The sequence below is a fragment of the Marinobacter sp. GH_1 genome, from assembly GCF_048595985.1.
GTDB lineage: Bacteria > Pseudomonadota > Gammaproteobacteria > Pseudomonadales > Oleiphilaceae > Marinobacter > Marinobacter shengliensis.
In genome coordinates, this window is sequence record NZ_CP184460.1 from 4069172 (window position 1) to 4095373 (window position 26202).

17 protein-coding genes are annotated in these 26202 nt (G+C 59.3%); 1 reads left to right on the forward strand and 16 read right to left on the reverse strand.

Annotated features, from left to right (window positions below; all coding sequences use genetic code 11):
- Positions 1-46: 46 nt before the first annotated feature.
- Both ACNSOI_RS18550 and ACNSOI_RS18555 read right to left on the reverse strand, forming a co-directional pair.
- Positions 47-1039 carry a hypothetical protein gene (locus ACNSOI_RS18550; protein ID WP_420194761.1) on the reverse strand — a complete coding sequence of 331 codons (993 nt, stop codon included), beginning with the start codon at positions 1037-1039 and terminating at the stop codon, positions 47-49.
- Between the two features lie 6 nt (positions 1040-1045).
- Positions 1046-2515 (reverse strand): hypothetical protein, encoded by a 1470-nt coding sequence (locus tag ACNSOI_RS18555; protein WP_420194762.1) that lies wholly within the window; start codon positions 2513-2515, stop codon positions 1046-1048.
- 113 nt (positions 2516-2628) lie between these two features.
- On the opposite strand from ACNSOI_RS18555, the gene ACNSOI_RS18560 reads away from it, so the two are divergent.
- Positions 2629-3930 (forward strand): IS1380 family transposase, encoded by a 1302-nt coding sequence (locus ACNSOI_RS18560; protein WP_420194073.1) that lies wholly within the window; start codon positions 2629-2631, stop codon positions 3928-3930.
- Between the two features lie 145 nt (positions 3931-4075).
- Here the strand turns inward: ACNSOI_RS18560 and ACNSOI_RS18565 are convergent, their stop codons facing one another.
- The 14 genes from ACNSOI_RS18565 to tssF all read right to left on the reverse strand — a co-directional run bounded on the left by ACNSOI_RS18565 (position 4076) and on the right by tssF (position 26025).
- Positions 4076-6310, reverse strand: coding sequence for a hypothetical protein (locus ACNSOI_RS18565; RefSeq protein WP_420194763.1), 2235 nt, complete (start codon positions 6308-6310; stop codon positions 4076-4078).
- Positions 6307-6918 carry a DUF4123 domain-containing protein gene (locus ACNSOI_RS18570; protein WP_420194764.1) on the reverse strand — a complete coding sequence of 204 codons (612 nt, stop codon included), beginning with the start codon at positions 6916-6918 and terminating at the stop codon, positions 6307-6309. The genes ACNSOI_RS18565 and ACNSOI_RS18570 overlap by 4 nt, the downstream gene beginning before the upstream one ends.
- A 5-nt stretch (positions 6919-6923) precedes the next feature.
- Entirely contained in the window at positions 6924-9041 is a 2118-nt protein-coding gene (locus ACNSOI_RS18575) for a type VI secretion system Vgr family protein (RefSeq protein WP_420194765.1), read from the reverse strand.
- A gap of 102 nt (positions 9042-9143) precedes the next feature.
- Complete coding sequence (tssM, locus tag ACNSOI_RS18580; protein ID WP_420194766.1) at positions 9144-12737, reverse strand: type VI secretion system membrane subunit TssM; 3594 nt, start codon at positions 12735-12737, stop codon at positions 9144-9146.
- A 24-nt stretch (positions 12738-12761) separates the two neighbouring features.
- Positions 12762-14204, reverse strand: a complete 1443-nt coding sequence (gene tssA / locus ACNSOI_RS18585) for a type VI secretion system protein TssA (protein WP_286252417.1) — start codon at positions 14202-14204, stop codon at positions 12762-12764.
- Between the two features lie 10 nt (positions 14205-14214).
- Positions 14215-14856, reverse strand: a complete 642-nt coding sequence (gene vasI, locus ACNSOI_RS18590) for a type VI secretion system-associated protein VasI (protein WP_420194767.1) — start codon at positions 14854-14856, stop codon at positions 14215-14217.
- Positions 14853-16418, reverse strand: a complete 1566-nt coding sequence (locus tag ACNSOI_RS18595) for a sigma-54 interaction domain-containing protein (protein ID WP_058090738.1) — start codon at positions 16416-16418, stop codon at positions 14853-14855. Before ACNSOI_RS18595 ends, vasI begins: the two co-directional genes overlap by 4 nt.
- Before the next feature lie 169 nt (positions 16419-16587).
- Positions 16588-19266 carry a type VI secretion system ATPase TssH gene (gene tssH / locus ACNSOI_RS18600; protein ID WP_420194768.1) on the reverse strand — a complete coding sequence of 893 codons (2679 nt, stop codon included), beginning with the start codon at positions 19264-19266 and terminating at the stop codon, positions 16588-16590.
- Positions 19232-20053: a type IVB secretion system protein IcmH/DotU gene (gene icmH, locus ACNSOI_RS18605; RefSeq protein ID WP_058090740.1), complete on the reverse strand. Its 822-nt coding sequence runs from the start codon at positions 20051-20053 to the stop codon at positions 19232-19234. Before icmH ends, tssH begins: the two co-directional genes overlap by 35 nt.
- Positions 20054-20056: 3 nt before the next feature.
- Positions 20057-21391 carry a type VI secretion system baseplate subunit TssK gene (tssK, locus tag ACNSOI_RS18610; protein WP_061331933.1) on the reverse strand — a complete coding sequence of 445 codons (1335 nt, stop codon included), beginning with the start codon at positions 21389-21391 and terminating at the stop codon, positions 20057-20059.
- A complete protein-coding gene (gene tssJ, locus ACNSOI_RS18615) occupies positions 21391-21924 on the reverse strand; it encodes a type VI secretion system lipoprotein TssJ (RefSeq protein WP_420194769.1) in 534 nt (177 codons plus the stop codon). Before tssJ ends, tssK begins: the two co-directional genes overlap by 1 nt.
- On the reverse strand, positions 21921-23255 hold the full coding sequence (gene tagH, locus ACNSOI_RS18620; protein ID WP_420194770.1) for a type VI secretion system-associated FHA domain protein TagH: 1335 nt from the start codon (positions 23253-23255) through the stop codon (positions 21921-21923). Before tagH ends, tssJ begins: the two co-directional genes overlap by 4 nt.
- Before the next feature lie 17 nt (positions 23256-23272).
- The gene (gene tssG / locus ACNSOI_RS18625) at positions 23273-24289 is read right to left on the reverse strand and encodes a type VI secretion system baseplate subunit TssG (RefSeq protein WP_061331936.1); all 1017 of its coding nucleotides are present in this window, start codon (positions 24287-24289) and stop codon (positions 23273-23275) included.
- On the reverse strand, positions 24253-26025 hold the full coding sequence (gene tssF / locus ACNSOI_RS18630; RefSeq protein WP_152439378.1) for a type VI secretion system baseplate subunit TssF: 1773 nt from the start codon (positions 26023-26025) through the stop codon (positions 24253-24255). The genes tssG and tssF overlap by 37 nt, the downstream gene beginning before the upstream one ends.
- Between the last annotated feature and the right edge of the window lie 177 nt (positions 26026-26202).

Sequence of the window (26202 nt, forward strand, 5' to 3'; positions counted from 1 at the left end):
CAGCCCATCACTGAGGAAATCTTAAAAGCGTCATATCTGGAACTCATCATGCCAGCATGGCCCCTTGCGGCTGATCAGGCAGCGGCAAACCCCTCCCCTGGATATGGGCGTCCAGAATACAGGCCTGGTGGAAGTTCGTAGCCCTCAAACGCTCCCGATACGTCTGTTCGTGATGTTTACGCCAGGATTCGGGCGAAATCTTTCGCCACTTGAACGGATCACGCCCAGTGCGCTGGTCCCATTCCGCCGTAACCGGATCACGGTGCCGGAACGGCTCGAAAATAGGCACGTCCGGCAAAGGCCCCGACACATCCATGAACTGCTGGATCATTTCCCAATAAGCATACACTTCCTTTTGATCCATCGCGTCCGTCAACAAACCTTTCATCCACAGTTGATGCTTACTGTAACGGTGCTGCAGGAGAAGATTGAAATACCGACCACCACGTCCTGAAGGGCTGTGCACCAGATAGGCATCGAACTCAATGAAGGGCGCCTCGAAAACCGCCTTTCCTTTTTTTATGCGAACCAGACCTTCCCGGCGATACAGACCCGTGGGGTTGGCACGTTGGCGCTTTTCACTTATCCACGCTATTAGAATTCGGCCGTACTTTCCGCCAAAATAAAAACCTAGCAAAATACCAAAATAATATTTAACAGAATCAATAAGATCTACAAAGTTACTAATGCTTTGATGATATATAATTAAACTTATAATTGCGATTGCTAATCCAGCCAATGATGCGATTAAACCCACCCCTACTGACATATAAAGAATATACAAAAACCCTTGAAGCCCGCGTAAAAAGCCATTACCTATCAGGTATGTGGTATCGTCCCAAGGAAATCCACTCTCCGCATCATTTTCGTATAATCTGGCGTAGGTCAACTGTACCTCAATGGTGTTCGGCATGATTGGATTGTGAGTCCCACCCCAAGGCAAGCGTTGAAACGCCAAATCCATGTCTGGATGGCCTCCCGCTAACAACACCGGTATCGCATCAGAACGATAGGCAGTATCTCGATAAACATCGGTCATAAATGGTCAACTCGTGATGGTAAGCCAGCGAGGGCTATCGTCATTAAGAGTGGGGACGTCCACTCCCGATACCAAGGGCTTCTCCATATCACTGACGGGGAGCAAGCCACCATTACCGAGAGTGATCCTAACCTTGGCGGTCAGTCTTTCAAGGGAACGCGATCGACCAGCCCAACGCCAACGGGGTTTCGGAAGATGAAACCGAAGCATCTGCCGCTCGGCATCATAAAATACAAACTCCGGCTCTATAGACTTTGCTTTGTGTCCCTGTCTCGTTGAGATCCAGAATTTTGCATTGAACTGCTCGTCAGGCTCGTCGACTAACGCAAACGCGGCGGAACTAACAGCAATGATCTGCCCTTCCGTTCGCTCATGATCTTCCAACCAATCCTTCTCTGTCTTGGACAAAAGGCGTCGGTCGTTAAACTCTGCCAGACTGCCACTCGTGCCTTTAAGCGGGAAAAGTCCATTGACCATGAACTGAAATGAATCTTCTGGCTCGTCGTGAAGATGCGTATATTTTCTACCGGGATTCTCCTTGCCGAACGGGCCGTGCTTTAACCATACTTCCAAGGCATCATCTGTCTTGAAAATGGCCCAGACCAAAGCGGAAAGAGCGACGAGAAGCGCTACTGCAGCCAAAGCTGCCGCAAAACTCACCCCGATGATCGGAATCACGCCGGCTCCTGCAAGATGAGAGAACATAAAGACACCAAACCCCGCTGCGGCAATGAAATACCCTGCAGCCGCGTCCGTATCATTAGCCCGCAACCGCTGAACACCCTCCCATAGCGACAATATGACTTCTAAGCCTGCCCCAAAGGCACCTGCAAATTTGGCAATTGACATCAATCTATCCGCAAACAATCGCCTAGCTATTGATTTACCGACGACGTTGCTGATCTTGTCAACATCCAGCCGAGTTTTCGTAAGCCAAGAAAGACGGTTTTGCTGAACAGAGTTTTCAGCTTCGACAATATGCCCGAGCCAATATAAAAGATTAGTTGCTCCATATGCTAAAGTTGCAATGTCTTTAGGAAGCTTACCAAAATCCAGGTCCCGAACTGTTCTAGAAATGCCCTCAATAGAAGCTATCGTATTCCAACCAAAAACCGCCAGCATCCCGGGCGGCGCCCAACGCAAAAGAACGCCCTTACTTTGGCTCGTCAGTCCTCGGGACATCCTGGCGGCTACGCTGTTCTCATGAGCCAACAACATTTCGACCTGGGTCGACACGGTAGGGGTCTTACCCTGCAAACCAGCAACCGAAGTAGCATTGGCAAGAAGTTTACCGTTGCCATTACGGATAACGGCATAGTTACCGCTCATTCCGGGCCCTACCCGATTAATGACGCCACCTTTGGGTCTTACGATTTGCGAGCCACTGGACTTTTTAAGTGCCTCGTTTATCGCCTCATTGGAAAACTTGCCGATCCCCATTGTCTGGCTGCCATACCGCATGCCAATAACAACCATTTTAGGGTTCGGGTTAGCCCGGATTTCTCATGACGGGATAAAAGAAAGCGGCTGAAAGTGCTATGATTTCAAGAGCCTAACCAATCCACCAAGCACCAACAGCCGCTTCCAAAATGGTACCTGAAAAACTGACCTTCTCGCCACTCTCTCGCCGTCAAATTGAAGCCGACTTCTCCGGTGGCCACATTACCTCCGATGCCGGATTGCTCCTACTTCGCGAAGTCGACAAACAACACCAGCTCACTCAGCGCCTGGCTACGGTTCTGAACGATGCCCGTAATCCGGTACTGGTTCGCCACAAGCTTCAGACCATGATCCGGCAGCGGGTCTTTGGCGTGGCCGCCGGGTACGAAGACCTGAACGATCACGAGGCGCTACGCACTGATCAGGCACTTCAGACCGCGACCGGTGAAGATGCCATTCTGGCGGGCAAATCGACCTTGTGCCGCATGGAACAGCGCGTGGACCGGCAGGCGGTGGTCAAAGCCCACGAACTGCTGTGGCATCACTTCATTGAACAGCACGAGACTCCACCCAAGGAAATTGTGCTGGATTTTGATGGCACCGATGTTCCGGTGCATGGCGACCAGCCCGGCAAGTTCTTTAACGCCTACTACGATCACCATTGTTACTTCCCACTGTACGTGTTCTGCGGTCGCCATCTGCTGGTGAGCTACCTGCGCACCAGCAACCGAAGCGACAGCCGCCACAGCTGGGCCATTCTGGCCTTGCTGGTGAAGTTCATTCGGCAGTACTGGCCGGATACCCGCATCGTGTTCCGGGGTGACAGCGGCTTTTACCGTCCCCGATTGCTGAGCTGGTGCGACCGGAACAACGTGGACTATCTGGTCGGCATCAGCAAGAACAGCCGGCTGCTCAAGGAGGTAGACGTACCCTCGATGCTGGTTCGCAAGGCTCACAACGAACTGGGTGAAAAAGTCTCCGCCACCTACCGGTTCCAGTACCAGGCCCGAACCTGGAAACACCCCCGCTGGGTGATCGCGCGTCTGGAGGAAGGCGAACTGGGTGCCAACCCCAGGTTCATTATCAGTTCCCGTTACGACGACGGCGTTAAACTCTACTACGAGCAATACTGTGCCCGGGGTGACATGGAAAACCGGATCAAGGATCAGCAGTTGTGTCTGTTCGCAGATCGCACCTCCAGCACGCGGTGGTGGACCAATCAGTGGCGGTTGCTCCTGTCGGGCTTTGCCTACACGCTGTTCGAGCGATTACGGGCCCACTTGAAGAAGACGCCCTTCGAGAGAATGAGCGCCAGTAACCTGCGGCTGAAGCTGATCAAGGTGGGCGCGGTCATCATTCGCAACACTCGGCGCATACGGGTGTTGATGAGCGATGCCTATCCTTACAAAGACGAACTCTCTGACCTGGTGCGTCAACTGGTTCCGGGATAGAAGCCCGGGCTCCCCCGGCCCGACTCAATGGGGGAAAGGGGGCCGTGTGTCCGGACAACAGGAATTGATCGATTATTGATCAGTCACGGCCGCCAATGAGCGGTAATGGCGGTAACCCGCACAGTCTGCGAGACTTGCTGGGGACCTATGAGAAATCCGGGTTAGGTATGAAAGGATTAGCATGGTCTACGACCAATCCACCAAAAAAGGGATTTCCGAGTTTCATGTACCTAATCGGAACTTGAAGTGTATCCGTTGCGTTATAAATTGGGCTGGTGCCAATTGACCTCAAAATAGCCCGCTGGGTGCGCACATAGAGCTCACTAGAGAGGTCCGCCATCAGCTGGCCCATGGTGGTATAGGACGCCGCGCCCCACTCAAGCAAGTCTGGATCTCCCATCTTTCTGATGTTGTCGTATACTTTCTCCCGCTCCCACTCGCTCAGCTCGTATTGTTCCTGTAGCGCTTTCGGCAAATCACCCTTTTCGATTTGTAGGGCTTGAAGCCACTTCAGAAGCCCAGGCCTCGGCTGGCCTGATCCATCACCAATCTCATCTCCTGTTGCAACTTGGTCATTAGAGGTGTCCGAATCTATCTTGAAAAAGACAGATAAACCTTCCTTCCCGAGGGAAATTCTCTTGATAAATTCGGCCCCCGCGTGATCTCTATATGCTTCCTTTTCTCTTGCGACCTTACTCACGAGTGGGTCAAACTGAAACACCGAGGTTTCCAAATGAGTAAACAACGTATTAAATGTTGCGAGAGCAATAGGCTGGCGCAGGCCGTTAAGCTCAAAAAGGTCCTTGAATACAGGAACTGCTCGATCCTCCAGCAACGTAATTCGGCGCTGGATCAATTCGTAGCATTTCTCACGACAGGCTTCCCGGTCCCCCTTTCGCAGCGCAGCATCTAACTTGGCAGTGTCGACGGCGTATTTATAGTCATCGAATGGTCCGCGCTCATAACCTTTATGATCAAAAATAGCTGAATGAACGAGCATAGCGCTTTTGAAATGAGGGTGTCCCTGAGCGGCCTGCGCTATCGTCGAAAGGTAGGTTAAGTGCAAAGTGGTCTGAGCCGTAAGCCACTCGAGCTCAAACAAAACATCAGGTAAAAGAATCGCAGGTATATGCCGCGTCCGAAGATGAGCGACCTGATCTTTATCGCTGGTGCCAGCTTGCAGGCGTTGACGCACCTCTCGCAACAGATCACTGCGAGCAATCTCAGACTTATCTTTGGCCGTATCTTCAGTTGGAGTGTCTCGCTCACTTGCAAACTGGGCTCGCCAATCTTCACCGAGCAGTTCATCGACCCAGCCAGTCAAACCACCGGCGAACTCAAGCGTTTCCTCGGCTTTACACGCAAAGCCCTCCATTCGCTCTAACTCATACCGAATGTCCTGAAGCAAAGTGTTATTGTTATCCAAGCCATTGCCCTCCAGTGCCTGCGCAACAATGGTTGGATTAGAGGCCTCTTTCTCACGGTTCGGATCTCGACGACGACAAGTTCCTACATCTTGAAATGAAAACCAGCCCGTTCCCGAACGCTTATCTGGACCAAAACGGCGACGGTACTCATAATTTCCGAGCATTTCCAAGCTTACACAACGAGCTTTTCGCCGTTCATTAATAACCTGCGGTTGGGGTTTTCCGTAGGACGGAATGCCTGTCATTTCCCGATAGCTTGCCGGAAGCTGGACTATCTCCTGACCCGACTCCAAGGATTCAATGTAACTCCAGCTCCACTGTTCTTCAGACCAGGCTACCTCTATATCGCCGATGGTCCAGCTTGGATCCCCTACCGATTGGAGACGAGCCGGTACCCATAATGTATCCAGCAGCTTACCCACAGGTTGGCGAACATCGGCGGCGAGGGTGCCTTCATTTTTCGCGAGTTCTCGGTAACTGCCTAAGTCAATGTCCCGTAGCTTGCCATTTTCATCATTTTGAAGTTCCCGCCACAAAATTCCTTTCCAAAACACATAAAGGTAACCAGGCCTCAGCAAAGCGTGCCCGGATTCGCCGTTAACATTTGGCATCTCTGCTAAAGGGTATATCGGGAACAAAAGATTGGGCTGCGTACGAGCAGAGAGGCGACTTGGATGAGGCCTATCTAATAAAGGAAGCCGCAGAATGCCTCCCTGCTCTTTCTCAATGGTGAGAGTCAAGGTGTGGTTAAAACGATCAGCAGCGTTGACCGCATAGCCACACTCATAACGCTGGTGCCACTGCCGTTGCTCCATTGATAACGTGCTGATCAATTCTCCGTTCTTTTCGAGTATCAACCCGTACCCGGAGTGAACGCCGGTTCCGGCAACTTCAACGTACAGTTTTTCGGGTGTTTTACATGGAGAACCCGCTGAAATACATGTTCCTGTCACCAGTATGTCTCCTTCCAATTCCGTTTGGACATGAGGCTCTTATTGATTATGTTCTGGCGGTTATCGCAGAGCTCCAACCATCCTTCACTTTGTGCCTGTGCATCCCTGCGCATAACATCAATTCCTTCCGCCGCAGTGAGAAAAGCCTCCTGATCCACAATCCATAGCCACTGCCTGACTGGCCCATTAAACATGGCCCTCTCGGCATCATCGAGTGCTGGGTATAGAGCGCTTGAAATCCACGAATCATGAAAGCGGAAAATGGATTCAACACCCCCCTCAACTCGAACGGAAACCAAAGTGCGTAGGTGCGCTACCACAGTTTCAATGCTGTGCTCCGAGCGAAGTAAGGATCCTGACAGAGCTGGAAACTCAGCTAGCCAAAAGTCTAACCAATCTCGCGGCTGATCCAGCTTAACTAATACAGGGCTCACGCTTGCAATCCCCTCATAGGATTCGCATTGATAGATCGCAACCCATTCCGGATTCACAGCATGACGGTAAATTAGTTCACGAATATTGAAGTGCGGATGGGCACCTTCCATTACCGCATACCAGTTCTGCTCATCTTCCATGAACAGAAGCTCACTGGCATTAAACTTCTCCACAGAGCTCATCCTAATGCCTCCCGACAGGGGCAATCCCGTAGCGGACAACTCCCATCCGATTGCTCCATACATTTATCCACCAGAGCGAACTCTTCCACAGCAGCGAGTTCCAGCAACTCAATCGTTTCCTCGATTTTGCCAATAGACCGCTGCCCAACCTCCGCCAACGCCACCGGCGCCACAACCCCGTCCGCGGCCGTCACCAACCCTGGCCTCTCCGGCACCTGCACCCTCTGTCCACTGCCCTTACCGCCAGAACCACCGGCGTTCACCTTGATACTCGCACCACCCAATGCCACGCCGCTGGGGTCGATCTTTACGAAGCTGCCGCCGGCTTTCAGGGTGATTTCGGCTCCTGCTTCGATCACCGCTTTCTGACCGGCTTTGATATGCAGCTCGGTGCCCGAGTCACTGAGCCAGGCGGTGCCGGCTTTGAGGTGCAGGGTGCCGGTGACGTTGAAGCTGTGGTCTTTGCCGGTTTGTTCGCGCTTCTCGCCGTCCACGGTGTGGTGGCTGTTGCCTTTGGTGTGGCTGAAGCGGTTGTTCTCCACCGTCAGGTGGCTGTCGTTCTTGATGACTTCGGTACGGTTGTTTTCCGTCAGCAGGTCCAGGTCTTTCTGGGCGTGAACGTAGATTTGCTCTTGGTCTGCTTCGTCTTCGAAGCGCAGTTCGTTGCTGCCCTCACCCTTGTGGGTTTTGGTTTTTAATGTGGTCCGGGTTTTGTGTTCCGGCAGCGCGTAGGGCGGTGTGTTGGTGGCGTGGTAAGTCCTTCCGGTGATGATGGGCTGGTCCGGGTCGCCGTCCAGGAAGGAAACAATCACTTCGTTACCGATTCTTGGTAACGCCATAAAGCCGTATTGGCCGCCGGCCCAGCCCTGGGCAACGCGTAACCAGGCGCTGGAGTGTTCATCGTTCTTTGAATAGCGGTCCCAGGGGAATCGGACTTTCACCCGGCCGTACTGGTCGCAGTGGATCTCTTCACCTTCGGGGCCGGTGACGATAGCCATCTGGGGGCCGTCCATCATGGGCTTGTGTTCGCACAGGGGCCGCCAGATTTTGTCGGCCGGGATGGCGGTGAAGTCGTTGTGGTAGCTGGTGGGTTCGCTGCCACCTTCTTCTTCCATGGCCTGGGGCTGTTTGCCGGTGTGGGTGATGGCGGTCAGCAGCCATTCCCGGTTCAGGCTCTGGCTGTCGTGTTCCTGCAGCTCCACTTTGGCGCCTGGGGTGAAGTCCGGGCGGTTGCTTTCGCCCTGGGCCAGGGAGGCGTCGTTTCTCAAGGCGTCCAGTCTGGCCTGGGTGAAGGGCTGGCCACTGGCGTCGGCTTTGTAGCGGCCTGGGTAATCGTAGTGTTGATAATCTTCGCGGTGGTTCGGGCTGCCGGCGCTTTGTTCGTGCATCAGGGCGTAAGCGGGGTTTTTGAAGGTGTAGTCCTTCATGGCCACGGAGGCGGCTTTGATGCGCTCTTCGTAGGCGAAGCTGAACACGCAAGCCTGTTTGCTACTGCCGCCGGCCTGGGTGTTGCAGGGCACCGGGTCCAGCTTGGGGGCGTCGCCATGGTGGTCGGCGATGATCAGGGCCGGTTGTTCTTCGCCATCCACGCTGCCGTGCTGGTAACGGTAGTGCCAGCCTTCTTCGGCGGCCAGTCGCTCAATGAACTGCAGGTCGCTTTCCCGGTGCTGGACGCAGTATTCCCGTTCTTCCGGGGGGCGTTTGAAGTCAAAGACCGTATCAATGATGCCCCGCTCTTCGAGCAGGGTGCGCACTATGGCGTCGGTACTCTGGGTCTGGAAGATGCGGCTGTTGTGCATCAGGCCCAGGCGCCAGGCCGGGGGCTGGATGACCACTTGATAGGCGGTGCGGCGGTGGCCGGTGTTGCCTCGGACGAACTCGTTGACCACGCCGGTGAAGCGCCGTACCGGCTGGCCGTCTTGCCACACCACCAGGTCCACCGGTTGTTCCAGAACGTCAGCAGCGGCCACATCGGGGTCGGTGCTCGCCAGTTCTAACCGGCCATGAAACAAGGAAGACAGCTGTTCGGCCAGCTTAAAGCCAACTACCGAAAAGTGATCTGAGGGGAATTCGCCTACACGGGCGGTGAACTGCAATCCGCTTGCCTGGGGCATGACTTCGGTCCCTGAAGAATGAACATTTCCGTTTCAGCCGGCACCATCCAGGTGCAGGCTCCGGTCAACCCGGGCATTCAAGACCGGGCGACGGGACACAGTTTAATACAAGCTGCGGGGTATGCGGTACCCCGAGAGCAGCTGCTGTGTGAACGGGTTGGTATTACTGGCCGCATGCAGGCGATATCGCATCTCGCCATCGTCCACGGTGAACTTCACATCGACCGCACTGCTGCTGACGCCGGCAATCTCGGCTTTGTCGAGCAAGCGGAACAATGCCCAGGGGCCGCTTTCCGAGATACTCCGGGGCGAACGGTTGACCTGAATCGGCACCAGGGTAATGCGGCTTTCCACGGAATCCCGCAGGGTATTGGGCCAGACCAGCGGTATGCTCTGGCGCGGTCCATGGGAGAACTCCACCAGCTGGCCATCGATGTTCACTACCGCCCGGCGCTTGTTGTTGGTCAGGTTCAGGGGCTCCAGGGCGAATTCTACGTCCAGGGTGCCGCTGCGGGTGAAGAAGGCTTGGCGAATCTGCCTTGCGCGATCCAGAGACGCCACCACGTCGCGGCGCACCAGACTGGCCCGGCGGGCATCGCCCACGTGTTCTGGGTGGTCTTCCAGGAACAGTTTCAGGTTGTCGTTGTAGAAGGTTTCCAGGATGCCATCCGGGGCAAAGAAGCGCTCGAAGTCCTGCAGTGCGGCATCGCGACCGGCACCGGCGGTGAACGGATAATGCCGGGCCAGGTTCTGCTGGAACGGCTGGTAAACTTCCCGGTACCACTCACGCTCCAACTGAGCCACCGCGCGGTCCAGCACCACGCGCCAGCTTTCCGTGGCCAGCCGGTTGAGCACGCGGTTCAGTGGCTCCGGCTGGTGGTTGGCCATGCGCTGCAGCGTGAAGATGGGGTCTGCCCCCTGCAGGCCCATGCGGGCACGGGCGGCACCGAGTGCGGCTTTGCCGGCATCCGGGGATTCCTGGATGTTGCGTAGGTATTCATGCAGTTCACCCACCACCTGCATGATTTCATCCAGGCCAGAAGGCTGGTCACCCTGCTTGCGGGTCAGCCGGTTCAGGTCGGCGAACTGGCGCTCGATATCCTGCAACATACGGAAATGGGGCGACTGTTCCAGCAGTTTTCGGGCTGCCTCGGCTTCACCGTCACCCACCGGGATCAGGCGGGTATTACTCTGGACCTGGCCAAGGAACCGGGCCAGGGGTTCGTGGCCGCTGGTCAGGCTTTCCAGAATGCGCACGCCGTGGTTCAGGTCTTCAAACCGGTGGACATCCAGCCGGCTGACGGCGGTGCGCCAGGCCTCCGCATAATTCTCGGCATACAGCGTTTGCAGGCTGGCCAGCAGCTCTGCCTCGTCCGCCTTGCTGAAATCCACATCGTTACGCCGGCCCAGCACCCAGGCATCCACCAACGCCAGTTCGGTAACCGAACCGGATTTGCGCAGGAACCACTTCTCCAGGCCTTCGCGGGTCAGCAACGCAGGGATGGACAACGGATCCTCTGCGGACGGTAATTCATCACCCAGCGGTTCGCCGTAGGCGTCCATGCGGGTGAACACGGTGGAGAAGGCGGGCCCGGAGCTGCGCGCCAGCTCCAACGGTGCCTGGAATTCCCGGTTGGCTTCCACCTCCAGATCGCGGTAGACGCGGTCTGGCGTGCTGATCCGGCCCAATTCATGCTGCGCCCACTGCACACTGCTGCGGAACGGTGCCAGTGCCATGGTGGCGGTCTGGTCGCCCTCGGCTGCCATGCCGGCCAGGTTGGTGTGGGCCATGGCGTATTGCAGGTGGCCATAGAGGCGGTTCTGCACCTCCCGCTGGCCGGGGAAACGGTTCTGCCAGTAGCTGCGCATGTAAGCGGCGACAAGGTCACTGCGCCGACCGCTGGCGTCGTACAGCATGCGCAACACCCGCAGGTGTTCCAGGCGCTCGGTGCTGTTGTCAGGTGCCCGGCCCATTTCTTCCATCACGCCGAACATCAATGCAGGCAGGTACTGGTAGGCCAACATGTCGAGGTAGGCGGCATCTACTTCCGGCCCCACTTTGTGGCCCTGATACAGGCCCATATCCGCTACCAGGCTCCACTCGTTGCGGTAGTCGCCAAAGGCCATGGTGGCCTCGCGCAATTCATCCAGCGGTTGCAGCAGATTACGGCCGGTGCTGTCGGGCTCGTAGCCCACCGGCTGCCAGTTGTTGATAAAGGCGTTTACCCGGTTTTCCACCTGGGCGGCGGCGTCTGCGTTCTTGATGAAATAGTGCTGCCAGCCGGCGGTCATGCCGGCACCGGCACACACCGCCACGGCGGCGGCCACAGCGACTTTGCGACGGCGTTTGCCGACCACCTTGCGGTTATCGCCCGCCAGGCCCGCCTCTGGATAGATCACCTCCGGGAACAGCCCTTTGGTAAACAGGCTGACCGACTGACCGCCTCGCTGGGCCGGCTGGATGGGGCTGGTCATCTGGTAATTGTGGGCAGCGGCAGAGACAAAGGCATCTTCCGGCACACCTTCCTGCAGCACCGAGGTGAAATAGGTCCCACGGACCAGGGCAGGCGTGGAGAAGGCATCGGCCGACAACAGATCGGTCAGGAACTGCTCCATGGTGGTTTTCAGGCCCGCGAGCTGGCGAGTGAACGAATAGGCCGCGGCCCGCTCTTCGTTATCGCGGGTGTCCGCCAGGACATCCGGCAGGCGCTGGCTAAGCTCATCCACCATCTCGTTGTAGCGGTCTGCGAACTGCTCCAGCCACTGATCGTGATCCTGCTGGCCATCCAGTCGGAAGGTGAAGCCCAGTGCCTTGTCTTTCTCGGCTTTTGACAGGGTACGCACGAACGGCGCAAAGCCGTACATCAGGTCCATTTTGGTGAAGGTGACATACACTGGCAGCCGCGAACCCAGCTGTTCCATCAGTTCCCGCAGGCGGGTGCGCAGCAGGATGGCGTGGGCTTCCCGCTGCTTATCACTGGCGGTGCTCAGGCGGGCCAGATCCACGGCCAGAATCACGCCATTCAGCGGGCGCTGGGGACGGCTGCGCTCAAGCCAGCCGATAAAGTGGTTCCACAGCCGGTTCTGGATTTCGCCGGTGGCGCCTTCGCCCTGGTTCTGGCTCAGCAGTTCGCCGTCCGGGTCGATCAGGACACCGTTATCGCCAATCCACCAGTCAAAACCGAAGGGGTTGCGGTCGCCCCGGTTATTCCGGGTGACGTTGGTGAGGGTGTAGGTTTGCCCTGCCCGCTGAATCAGGCTGGTCTTGCCGGCATCTTCCAGGCCCATCACCAGGTACCAGGGCAGGCGGTACAGGCCTTTGCGGCCGGGCAGATTGCTTTTCAGGGCCTGCAACTGGCGGTCCAGCAAGCGCTGCTGCCGGCGTTCCATAGGCAGGATCGGATCTTCCTGTTCCTGTTGCTCCTCGGCCTTGGCTTTATTCACCTTGCCCAGCCGGCGAGCCAGGGCCATACCCCAGAACACCACCACCAGCAAAATCACACCCAGGGTCACCAGGGCCCGCATCTGCCAGGCCATCAACGGGTACTCTCCGCCAATTTCCAGGCGGGGGCCCAGCCACCAGGTGGCCACCAGCAAGGCGATGACCGCCAGCGCCAGGGTGACCGGTGCGGCGTTACGAAGATGAGGCAGTAGCCAACGACCAATGAGTAAGGCTTTTCTCCACATGGTTTCCATTCCTGCGTTTGATGCGTGCGGGCGTTACGCCAGTCGTTCCAGTTGTTTGATCAGGCCGGGTTCCCAGTCTTCCAGAACCAGGCCTCGGACCTGCCCTTGCAGGTCCTGAATCTGTTGCGCGGCCATGGCTTTCAGGCCGGTTTCTTTCAGCAGCCTGGCACTGGCCAGACGCCAGTACAGCCGTTCCCGGGGTTCCCGGGCATCGGCCAGGCCTTGTTCCAGCAGCTCCAGTGCCGCCGGCAGTTTGCTCTGCCTTGCCAGTTCAACCGCACTGTCCAGCGCCTGCTCCCAGGGGTTGGCGCCACCGCCGTTGCCTTTCACCGTCGCCGGTGCGGTATGCATCCAGTCCGCGGCATCGTCACTGAGAAAGGCGGTGCCGTCATTGAAGGTCAGCTCTGCCAGTTCCGGCAGCCTTTCCACAAAGGCTTTCAGGGCTTCCCGGATGGCTTCGGCGCAATCGCTATGGCCCAACGCCATCGCCGCCCGGGCACTGAGCCAATGGCCATCGAGCCAGAACGGGCTGACCGACAGGCTCTGTTCGATGCGCTGCCAGAGTTCGTTATCCGGGGTTTTATCCAGACTTTCCTTGTACTCCGCCACCCGGTCTGCACTCACAGCAGCCAGGTCTGTTCGCTTGCCATCCCGGGTGGGCGGCAGGCTGGTGATGCTTTGCCAGATGGCATGGCGGCGCATCTGATAACCCAAGGGGTTGTCCGGCTCAGTGCCGGTGAGCAGCTCAGCCACTTTCAGCAGGCTCTGGCGGGTCGCCCGCTCATTACTCGGGTCCAGTGTCAGGTTGCCCAGTGAAGCGCTTGCGGCAGTGGTAGCCGCCGGCTTGTTTACTGCCGCCGCTGCCGGCTGGCTCGGAGCGGTTTGAGGCTCCCCGGCACTGGCCTGGCTGCCAGGCTGGTCTGGTTTGGGCAGTTTCTCTGCCGCCCGCTTCAGATCAAACAAGGCGTCACCCGGCAGGTCTTTGGCTTTGGCCTGGTCATCCAGCTTGTCGATCAGATCCAGGCAGTACTGGCGGCCATCACCCACGCTGGCATCAAAATTCAGGCTCTCCACACCTTTGAGGGCGCGTTGCAGCATCTGGGTAAACAGCATTTTTCGGGCACGCTGGCCCTTGGCGCCGGGATAGGGCCAGGCGTTCTCCCACCAGCCATCCAACACCCGATGCAACAGGTACAGTGACAAGGCAAAGCGTTCGCCATCGCCACTGCGCTGCAGGCTGAGCATCAGAAAACCCAGCACCTTGATGTCTTTGCTGCGGTCTGCCAGCAGCTTGAGGGCCTCGCTCTCAACCTTGTTCCAGTCGATGTCGTTGTGAGCCAGAGAACCCACTTTCATCACTTCGTCTTCCAGAAACTCCAACACCGGGTCCTCGGCCAGGCTGTCGCCGGTGCCGCTTTCCCCCGGAATCGCACCGAGCACCTGTTCAACGTATGGGTGTTGCTCAATAACCTGCATCGTTGCCCCCTTACCAGCCACAGGCCTGACGTAGTGGCCGGATCGCTTCTGCATAACCGGAAAGATCAAACAGCAAACCATCCAGCTCCTGGGCTTCGGCGTGAATGCGAGCGTCCGGCTGCCCGACGATTTGCTGCACTATACGGATTGCCGGCAAGCCGCGGCCGGCACTGACCACCAGGCCGTCATCCCGTACCCGCCAGTAGGCTCGCTCGGGCCCCAATGCCACCTCCACCCGCTCCCGGTTGATAGGTTCCGGCAGCATGACGGTCAATTCGGTGATGTTGTTGTGGCACTGCAGCGCCAGCACCGGTCGTGGCGGTTGAACCCCTAATGCAGAGACAGTGACCAGGTGGCCAGCAGCCGCACCGGTATCCCGATAGGTCACCCCGGACGCATCTTCACCACTGGCCTGGGCAAAGGCCCGCCGCCAGCGTTCGGACTGGTTGACCTCCTGCACCCGCCGACCCTGCTCGTAACGGGCCAGTGGGGTGGCAAACACCTCATCAAAACAGGCCAGCCGGTCGAGCCGGTTGGCTTCGGCCGTGCAGGCCTCGGCTTCCGCCAGGCGGGTGTCGGCCAGCGTGACGGTGCTGGCCAGCACCATGGCCAGGCCATATAGGCCGGGTTGGATTCGGTCTTTCAGGGTCATACGTCAGTTACCTGATACTTCAGACATTTATGGGCCAGGGTACGTTTGGGCAGGCCAAGGCTTTCAGCAGCCTGGGCACGGTTGCCGCCGTACTGGCGCAGTCGTTCACGGATAATGGCGGCCTCGAAGGCCTGGGCGGCGGCTTTCAGGTCGCGGATGTCATCCGCCACCGGAACCCCCACCATGGCTTTCGGTTCAACGCTGGCATCCATGGCCGGGCCTGGATCGGCAAACAGGTCATCCAGGCGTAACACTTCCGGCTGGATGTCATCGCCGGCGGGCGTTTGCAGGCAAGCCAATTCCACGATGTTGCGCAGTTCCCGCACGTTGCCGGGAAAGTTGTAACCGGCCAGCGTGTGCAGCGCGTGGCTGCTGATACCCAACGGGCCACTGCCTTCGCGTTCGGTGTACAGGCGAATGAAATGCCGGCTCAGGGCTTCCAGATCTTCCGTGCGTTCGCGCAGCGGAATAACCCTCAATGGAAACTGGCTGAGGCGATAGAACAGGTCACGGCGAAAGCGGCCGTCTTCGATGCCTTCCTGCAGGGGCTGATGGGTAGCCGCCACCAGCCGGAAGTCGGAGTGCTGTTCATCCCGGGCGCCCAGGGGGCGGAACTGGCGGCTTTCCAGTACCCGCAGCAGTTTGGACTGCAGGGCCATGGGCATGTCACCGATTTCATCCAGGAACAGGGTGCCGCCATTGGCCTGGGCCAGAAGGCCCTCTTTGGACTGGTCGGCGCCGGAGAAGGCGCCTTTGGTATGGCCGAACAGTTCGCTTTCCAGCAGGGTGTCCGGGATGGCAGCGCAGTTGACCACCACCAGCGGACCATTCGCCCGGTCGGACATGTCGTGGATGCCCCGGGCGACCACGTCTTTGCCGCAGCCGGTTTCGCCCTGGATCAGCACGGACAGCTGACTGCCGGCGGCACGCACCACTTGGGCCCGGAGGTTCACCATGGCTTCGGAGTTGCCGACCAGGGTGTGGGCCAGTTTTTCACAGCGCTGGCGCAGGGTTTCGGCGTCGTGCAGGTGGTCCAGGGAGCGTTTAAGCATGCGCCGCTGCCAGACCTGGTCGCGCGTTTGCAGTTGGCTGATCCACTGATGCACCAGCAGTTGTTTGATGCCGGCGTACAGGGGCTGGCCGACGATGCCTTGCCAGTCTGGATGGTCGCTGCAAAGAACGAGGATGCCGAGGGTGCGGCCGTCTTCGCCGGCGAGGGGTTCAAGCCAGAGGCTTCTGGGGCGGTCGCTGGCGTCGAACAGGGTCTGGAAGCCGGGGTGGTCCAGGCGGTAGCTGGCGGCGCGGGTAAGCTCTCTGGGCTGGCCGGTTTGCAGTACATGGGCAAACGGGTGGCTGAAGTCGCTGCAGTCGAATTCACTGGTGTCGCCTAGTTGGCCACAGTGGAGGGTTCGGCCGCTGAGGTCGAGTTCGAGGGCCCAGCATTTGGTGAGGCCGAAGGCTTTTTGGAGCTGGCTGGTGGCGGTGTTCAGCAACGCAGGCAGGGTGTCCTGTTTGATGAGTGCCACCGCCAGATCTATGCCGGTGTGCAGTTCCTTCTGCATCCGTCCCATTGCTATCGTTCCTTCTTTATGGAGATCGCCGCCCGCACACCGTGGGGGATAGCTTTCCAAAACACGCTGTGAATACATCCTTGTACGCTCCGCTCCGCCATCCATGGCTCCGCAGGGTTTTGGAAAGCTATCCCCCACGGTGCGCTCCTTCTAAGTCAGCCTACGCGACTGTTCCTGTGAACCGGCTTTCTTCGACACCCAAGGTGACCTTGGTCACCGGCTCCCTTGCCGCCAGTTTTTCCAGCAGCGCCAGGGACACCGGTGGCAATAGTTCGCCTTCGATGATCGACTCCAGCATCCTTGCACCGTTTTCACTGCGGGTGGCGCGGCTGCGGATGGCTTCTACCAGGCCGTTTTCCAGTTCCACGTCGGTGTGGTAACGGGCTTTGATCTGGTCGGCCAGGCGCTGGAGTTTGTCGCCGACGATGCGGTTGAGGGTGTCTTCACCCAGCGGCAGGTAGGGCACCACTTCCATTCGCGCCAGCAATGCCGGCTTGAAGAAGTTGGCCAGTTCCGGGTACAGGGCTTCTTCGATCTTTTCCGGTGCTTCGGCGTGGTTGGCGATGGTCTGGTAGCCGAGGTTGGAGGTGAGGAAGAAGACGACGTTTTTGCAGTCGATCAACCGGCCTTCGCCGTCCGCCAGCTCGCCTTTGTCAAAGGCCTGGTAGAACAGGTTTAGGACTTCCGGGTGGGCTTTTTCGACTTCGTCGAGCAGGACCACGGAATAGGGCTTCTGGCGGATGGCTTCGGTGAGGATGCCGCCTTCGCCAAAGCCCACATAGCCTGGGGGTGAGCCGATCAGGCGGGAGACGGTGTGCTTCTCCTGGTATTCGGACATGTTGATGGTGGTGAGGAACTGGCGGCCGCCGTAAAGCAGTTCGGCCAGTTGCACCACGGTTTCGGTTTTACCAACACCACTCGGGCCCACCAGCAGGAAGGCGCCCATGGGGCGGCCGGGGCGGCGCAGGTCGGCGCGGGCGGTGAGCAGGTGCTGGTGCAGGCAGTCGATGGCGGTGTCCTGGCCTTTGATGTGGGCCTGCAGGTACGCCGGCAAGTGGGTGATTTTCTCCAGTTCGTCGGTGGTCATGCGATTGACAGGAATGCCGGTCCAGTCGGCGATGACTTCGGCGACCTGGCGAGCGTCGACGCGGGCATGGACCAGGGGTTCATCAGCTTGCAGCTCGGCCAGTTCCTGTTCGATGGCGGCGGCTTCGCTTTTCAGGTCCGGGCGTTCTTCGTGATCGCTCTCGGCCAACTCAACAGCGGCGATTTCGGCTTCGACATCACCCAGCAACAGCTGTTCGCGGATGTCGACCAGCCGGGCCACCAGGTCGCGCTGGTCGTTCCAGCTTTGCTCCAGGGCTTCGGCTTCGGCGGTCAGGTCGGCGATGCGTTGTTCAAGTTCCTGTTCCCGCTCGGCGTCAACGCTCTGGCCCAGGGTATGTTCCCGGCTCAGCAGGTCCTGTTCCATGGCCAGTTGGTGCAACTCGCTGCGCACGTGGCTGAGACGGCGCGGAGGTGTGCTCAGGTTCAGGCTGACCCTGGCGCAGGCGGTGTCCAGTACGTCGATGGCTTTGTCCGGTAATTGGCGGCCGGCGAGGTAACGGGCAGACATTTCCGAGGCGGCTTTCAGGGCGCTGTCGGCGACCAGTACCTGATGGGCTTTTTCGTAGACAGTACGCAGGCCACGGAGTATGTGGACGGCTTCGCCCGGGGTCGGCTCGTCCAGGGCGACCGGCTGGAAGCGGCGGCTCAAGGCCGGGTCTTTCTCGAAATATTTCTTGTATTCGCGCCAGGTGGTGGCAGCGATGGTGCGCAGCTCGCCCCGGGCCAGCGCTGGCTTCAACAGGTTGGCGGCGTCGGAGCCGCCTTCGCTGTTGCCGGCACCGATCAGGGTGTGGGCTTCGTCGATGAACAGGATGATTGGCGTAACAGAACCTTTAACGGCTTCGATCACGCCCTTCAGGCGCTTCTCGAATTCGCCTTTGACCGAGGCACCGGCCTGCAGGGCGCCCATGTCCAGGGTCCAGAGTTCAACGGTTTTCAGGCGGTCCGGTACGTCACCGTTGACGATGCGCAGGGCCAAACCTTCCACCAGAGCGCTTTTGCCCACGCCGGCATCACCCACCACAATCGGGTTGTTCTTGCGGCGGCGGCAGAGGATGTCGATCATCTGGTCGATTTCTGCATCCCGGCACACCACCGGGTCCAGCTTTTCTTCCCGGGCCAGCTTGGTGAAGTCGGTGGCGTAACGCTTGAGCGGGTCCATGTCGGTATCCGCCACAGGCTTGGCAGAGCCGTTTTCCGTCAACTGCGGGCGTTCGACGGAACCTTCCGTGAGGCGGTCGAATTGTTTGCGCAACTGTTCCCGGTTGATGTCTACCAGGGTCTGGGCCACCCGGGGCATCAGGTAGCGGTCGGCGTTCATCAGCAGGGCCAGGAATACGGCGCCGGAACGCAGTTCGGTGTGGCCCAGCTCGGTGGAGGCCAGCAGCCAGGCGTCCTGCATCAGTTCCACCAGCAAAGGCGAGAACGAGGGATAAGGCTCGGCGGTCTGCGGCTCGCCGTTCAGGCTGTCGCCCACCAATGGCTGCAGTTGCTGATGATTGATACCGGTGTGTTCCAGAATCTGGCGTACGTCAGAGAACGGCGTTTCCAGCAGTTTGAACAGCAAATGGGCCGGGGTAATCTCGGCGCCCTGGCGGCTGATGCACAGGGCGGCGGAGGCTTCCAGGGCCTGGCGTGAAATGTCGTTAAGGCGCCCGATCAGCGCCGGCAGTTCTACCCGAATCACAGTGATATCCTTATTTCGGTAGTTGGTCCAGTACGCTGAGCACATCCCTGATGCGTTCGTTCAGCGCGACGTTGTACAAGTGGTAAATGCCCGCCATGGCGGCAATAAACAGGCCGCCAATACCCCACAGGGGCAGGCCGCTGCGCAGCCGGTTGCGGGCCGGAGCTACGTTCTCCGTGGCGTCGGCCAGCGGCTGCGGGTCCCGGTCGGCGCGCAGTTCACGGAGTTGCTCATAGAGGCCGCGAACAATCCGGTCGTACTCATCCCGGCCGTTCTCCATGACCTTGTAACGGCCTTCAAAACCCAGGCACAGGCACAGGTAGATGAAGCCCAGCATATCGCGGTAGCGGGCCGGCTCTTTCTCCATGCGGGCGAGGATGGCGAATACCTTTTCCCCACCCCAGGTTTCATTGTGGAAGCGGGACAGCAGGGAGTGCTGGGACCACACACTATGGGCGCCCCAATCGGTGCCCAGCACCGCTTCATCAATGAAGGCGCAGAGCACGTAGCGATAGGCCACCACCGTCGGGCGCTCATAGCCCTGCTCGATCAGCTCCCGGTCAATGGCCGCCACTTCGTCGACCACTTGCTGGTACAGGTTTTCCACGTCCCGGAAATCCGCCAGCCGGCGTACTCGGATCACCAGGCCCAGCAGTGGCGTGGCGGCGTCGATCAGGCGGTTTTCTTCCAGCCCTCGCAGCTGGAAGCCGGCGTTGTCGAATTCGGTTCGGGAGCCACTGTTGCCGGCGTCCGCAAACAGAAGGTCACTGAATGCACTGTCACCCGAATCCCTGGTGTTGTCTGGTCTGTCCATTACCGGTGCATCTGCCATGGTTTAGCTCCTGATTGCCCAGAATTGCATTTCCAGCCCGGGGAAGCTGCCGGCCACGTGGAAGGCAAAGCCACTGGCGTTGTCGAGCATTTGCCAGGCTTGGCTCTGGTCGTCCAGCCGGAAGTAGACAAAGCCGGCGTGGTACGGCAGTTGGCGCGGCGCCACCGGCAGAGCCGACAACGGAATACCCGGCAGCTGCAGGCTGATGAGGTCGCGAATCTTCTCCACCGACGCCACTTTGCACTGCTGGGTGAACTGCTTGCGCAGGTCGTCCAGCGGCATGTCGGCCTTCACCGCCAGGATGAATTCGGCATCCTTGATGATCTGTCCATCCTGCACCGGTGCCACCGTCAGCCCGTACTGGCGCTGCTGCAGCGTGATCGACAGGGCTCTCGGTTCCAGCACGGTGCTCAGGGCCTGTCGCAGCACTTGCATCAGCGGGCTGAAGCAGGCTTCCGGCAGGTCGTGGTCATAGGGGGTGAATTCCTTGGGCAGCCGGCTTTCGTCGGTAAAGGTCACCAACTCGCCACACAGCTCAAGCAGAGCCTCGTACAGGCGCTCGGGATGCAGCTGGCGCAGCCGGGCCAGGTGCATGAATTTCGGGTGCGCCCGGTTCAGCATCTGCAGCAGCATGAAGTCAGACACATCCGCCACACCGCCCTGCCCTGGCGCACCTACGCGCTCGGCGATGTTGCGGGCCCGCTCCTGCATCAAGCCAGCCATTTCGCCGACGAACCGCTGCAAGCGCGGGGCCGAGCGCACGCTGAGCATGGTGGGCAGGAAGTTGGGGTCCATCACCAGGCTGCCATCCGGGCGTTTTTCCAGGATCCGGCCGATGGCCACCGAGGCATAGGCACTGCGATCGTCCCGCTCCAGCATCAGGCGCGGCGCAACCCGGCCCACATCGATGCTGTGGGCGTCGCCATCAATGGAATGCAGATCCCGGATTTCCACGGTCTGGGCACGAAAACGCCCTGCTACCGGGGCATCCGGCCACTCCACTTCCGCCAGGGTATCGCTGCCCAGGGGCAGCGCCAGATACACCACCTGATTGGCCACCGACGCATCGGTGATTTCCAGGGGCTCCGGCATCACATCGTCCTGGGGCAGATTGAACCGGGTACCATCCGGAAACAGTCCGGAAGCCCGCACCAGGCCAACCCGGCCAAAGCTCAGGTACTCGGCGTTCAGCTCCAGGTCACTGAAGCCATACAGGTAGTCCGAGACCGCCAGCGCCCGCTCGTTGATCTGGTGTTCCAGATATCGTTGCTGCTGCTGGAAGTGCTGGGGCTTGATAAACAGCCCGTCACTCCAGACGACTCGATTGGTAGCTGCCATCAGGTATCTTCCGAACGTCTGAGTTGTACTTCCCGCTCACGCAGGTTGACCAGCAGGTGGTAGGTATCACCTACCGGATCCACCCGGATGACCTTTTTCCACTGGGACAGGTTCGGGTAAGCATAGAAAGCGATAACGCCGATAAACCGGGTGTCCTTGCTGATCTCGAACGGCGCCACGTACTTGAACTGGCCCGGCACCAGGGTGTAATCGCTGTGGTCCACGTAGTTTCGGCCCAGGGACTTTTCCAGATCGTTCAACAGCTGGTCAAAGTCGCCGGCCATCAGCAGGGAGCTGTCCCGCAGCTCGATGATCTGATAGGCAATCGGCGTGGGCGCCAGGGATTCGTTGGGGTTCACATCCGGCTCTGCCAGCATGGTCAGCGCCACCTTGCTGGGCAGCTCTTCCGGATAGCCCACGGGAATATCGGGGTCCCACAACACCTTGGCGGTTTTGGTTACCGCGTTGTACGGGGTGCTGCACCCCACCATCAGCATGACAATAGCCAGCCAGCTCCATTTGCAGTACTTCATGAAAGGCTCTCCCTCTGTAATTGGCGCAAGTGTTGGTCGTAGGCCTGGTCGAACACCTCCTCGAAGAGGCGTTCAAATCCCTGCTGACGACTGGATCTGAGTTCCTGGTAATAGTGTTGGTACATGTTCCAGGCCCAACGGCCTTCGTCTTCGTTGTCTTGCAGGCCACGGCGGTAACCGTGGAACCGGCGCAACAGGGCCTCCGGTGAGAAGGCATAAAGAATGGCTTCCAGGGCTTCCCGAATGGCTTCGCGAGTGGCCTGTTGGTGGTGATTCAGGCTCTCCAGGCTTTCCCGAACCGCAGCTGGGGCAGACAGGTGCACCGGGCTGCGCTCGGCGGCAAACAGGGTCTGCATGGTGCCGGTGTAGTCGTCACCCAGGCGCAACGGGTTGTCTTCAATCGGCTGCAGACGGGTGCGCAGGGCACGGTGCCGCGAATCTTCACCCTGATGCAGGGCCAGCAGGCCTTCGACCGTGGCTTTCAGGGTCTGGCCGGCTTCCTCCAGGAACAACCGCATTTCATCGCTGTCGGCAAAATCGATGTCGGCTTCCATACCTCGCATCAGGGGGGCACCGCTGATGTGTTGCCGGCTGGTGTCTTTGGTTTCCCGGCTGTGTTCCCTGAACTCTGACATTCCCTGTCGCTCCTGTGTGTCGTGCCCGTGCTTGCGGGCGTTACGGTTCATTGGCAGGCCCATGGCCACATCCCGGTTTTCCCGGTATTCATCGCTGACCTCGGCCGAACGGGCAAACCAGGACTGGTCACTGGCCAACAGCTCCGGGGCTTCTTCCGCAGGCTGACCGGCCATTTCCTTCCATGGCGCCAGCGGGTCGTCGCTGACCGGCTCACCGGCCGGCGTGTGCAGTCCCTCGAGGGGTTCCCGGCCATCCGGCATCCTCTGACCGGTTTCTGCCCGCAACAGTGAATCTTCCTCCACATCCACCAGCTGCCGGTCCTGCCCGGAGCCTTCTTCCAGCTCTGAGCGGTCAACCGCATCACCGTTCAGCTCTGCCCGCATCCGGTAACGGCCGATGGTCAGGGTGTCACCATGATTCAGCCGCGCCCTGCGGCCCCGGCCCACAGGCTGGCTGCTGCTGTTGATGTAGGTGCGGCCACTGCGGTCAATCAGGCAGAAGCCACCATCCAGGAAGCGAACCTCGGCATGGCCGGCTACGGCGCCGGTGCGATGGGGCGACAACCGCCAGGTGTCGTTGGCCGCCGTGCCAATCGACCCGCCACCGGTACCAAAACTGTGTTCAATGCTGGCACCACCGCCGGTTTCGGTCGGGTTGATGATCACCAGGGTTAATGCTGCTGTCCGGTTTGACACCTGTCTGGCTCCTTGCCTTATCGTCGTATCTGGATGCGCACCGCCGGGCGTTCACGGGCCCGGTCCGGTGTCACAAAGGAATTCCAGCCCAGGCGCACATCCTCACCCAGCTGCATGGGCCGGATATCCTTGGGCCGCATTTGCAGCTCCAGGTCGTAGGCCAGCTGCTCCCGGGTGGTGAATTCCACCAGCTTCACCAGGCGCTCATGGTCCCGGCCGTTGGGCAGGAAATCCGCAAAGCGCTGCCGGCTAAGGTTGCGCAGGCGCAGGATGAACTTGCCGCTGCGATCCCGGATGCTGGAGCCAACCAGGGTGTCCTGGCCCAGGCTGGCATTGGCCTGGCCCAACCGCGTTTGCTGGTCTTGCCCGATGGCCACCTTGCGCAACACCCACTGCTCGATGCTGACGTCTTCCAGGTCGAAACAGTGTGCGACAATGCCACTGACCACTTCCGGCGACCGGCTGCGGCCCGCCATCTGGCCTGCGTAGGCCAGCATCTTGGACCAGTTGACCGGTGTGGCTTCCCGCAAGCGGCTGTCACCCAGACCGACCAGGGAAAACACCAGCTCGGAAAACCCGTCGCTGGCGCCGGGCTGGAACCGCACGTAGTACCGGTACTTGCGCCAGGCCCGGTGGAACAGGGTGACCAACCGGTGGTTGAAAAAGTCCAGAAAGTGACGGCGCACTCCCAGGTTCTGGCCTGCTTCCCAGGCCAGGTCCTCCAGGTAGTAGCCCGGCAACGGCGACTGGGAGCCGTGCAGGCCGAGAAAGCTCACTTCCATCTGGTAAGGCGCGTGCTCGTGTTCCGGCGACAGGGCCGAGACCACATCGCTACCCGGAAAGCCCAGACCGGCCGAGGCCGAAAACCGGATACGCTCCTGGCGGGGCTCGCCGCTACCGGAGTTTTCCAGATCGTCGCCATGGTGCCGGTGAATCAGATCCACCAACTGGAAAAAACTGTAACGCCGCGCGTTGCCGAGGACAGGTTCCAGCCCGGCTACATCAGCGGCTGCTGACCTTGCTGTAACGTCCATGTGTACCGTTCCTGATTGTCTGTATTCACCACTTCCAGCTGGTGAAAGGCATTGATACTCGCGTAAAGCGCAAAAAACTGGCTCAGTACCGTTCCGAACAGGTACAGATCCCCTTCGCTGCCGAAATTCTGCTGATCCAGCTTCAGCACCGAACGAATGCCACGCACCGGCAAGCCACGAACCATGCGGTCCACCGGCTGAGTGGTGATCTCACTGATGCCCGCCAACCGTTTCTGGGACACCCGCTCGGCCTGTCGGTCGACCAGCGCTCGAAAGTCGTATACCCGCAGCACGGTGCGCAGGGCATCCACATCCAGCATGGACAGGTAGTTCAGGGACAGATTGGAAATCAGCGTCCACAACAGGCTGCCGTCCAGCGTTGGCCGCAGCGTGGCCGTGGGCCGGGTAATGTTGCTGAACGAGGCAAACGCCGGGGTGGTCTCGGTGGCCATGCAGATCTCACCCACGGCCAGCTGCTGGGGCAGTTGCCGGTTGGTGCAGGTCAGCGTCAGCGACACCGCTTCCTGGCGGTTCATGCACTCGGACTCGTCGCCCCGGACAAACGAGATGTAGTGATCAAAGCCATCACCGCGCACGCTTTCACGGGTCCGCACCCGGTAATACAGCGCCGTGCGGCCACGGTCCCGCTCCACCTCGTGCTGGAAACTCTCGAACGCGGTGTACAGCCGAGGTTCCCCCCGGCCGGAACGCCCTTCAAGCCAGCCTTCCACCTGTTCGATGCTGAACACTTCAAAGTGCTCTGGGCAGCGGCTGGACGGGGAAATACGGTACTCGGTCTGCCGGCCGTTCAGATCTACCGGCTCGCCTTCGTGGCTGAACAGGTTGACCGCCGGGGTGCAGTACAGCTGCAGGGAGTCCCGAGTGACCCGAACATCGGGCGGCAGAATACGGCTGAAATGAAAACGCAAGCTGATCTCATCGGCCTGCACCGCCGGCAACCGGGACTTGAGGCCGGCGATGTCGATAAACCGGAAGGCCTCGGGAAAGCTCAGGTATTCCTGGATAATGCGGTACCCGGCGTAGGCGTTCTTCGGATACGGCAAAATCGCCTCATCGGCGGCAAAACCCACCGGCTGCAACAGCGACGACGGCAGGTTGTATACATTGTCGCCCACCACCAGCTCCATGCGGGTGAGGTAGTGGTTCAGCCACAGGTACAGGGTTTCGGCGGTGTGGTTATCGCCGCCCAGATAGAACCGCAGGCTGTCCAGACCCAGGGCATTCAACGGCTGGTCTGTGTGCAGTCCCAGGTCGACGGTGACCGAAGACACTTCCCGGGAATGCTCGGCGTGGGCATCGGCCACGCTGACCGGGAAGATATCGACCGCCCGGCAGGTACGGAACCGGCACTGGGTCTGGCGGCTGGCTTCGCCCAGGGGTCGGCTCTTGATTTCGGTATGGCGCTCAACGGTTTGCCGCTCGCTGATGGCGTGCAATTGCGGGTCAAAGCGCATGATGGTGCAACTGGGCACCGGCCGCAGGTAGTTGGGCCATAGCATGTTCAGCAGGGAATGGGTCAGCTCTGGAAACTCGTCCTCAACCTTTTCCCGCAATTTGCCGGTCAGGAAGGCAAAGCCTTCGAGCAGCCGTTCCACATCCGGGTCGGTGCTTTGTTCGGACAAAAAGCGGGTAAGCTGCGGATGTGCCTCGGCAAATTCCCTGCCTTGCAACCGCAGAAAGCTCAACTCATCCCTGTAGAACCTGTTCAACTTCATCTTTACTGCACCTTGACTGCTTTTTGTCGGGCTCCGAGCCAGGATGAGGGTGGTCCTTCCAAAAGACGCTTCAAGCCCGTCCATGGGACGCTTGGGCTCCGCCATCCCTGGCTCCGCACACTTTTGGAAGGACCACCCTCACCCTGACTCTCATACCTGCCTTCGAAAATTCCGGAC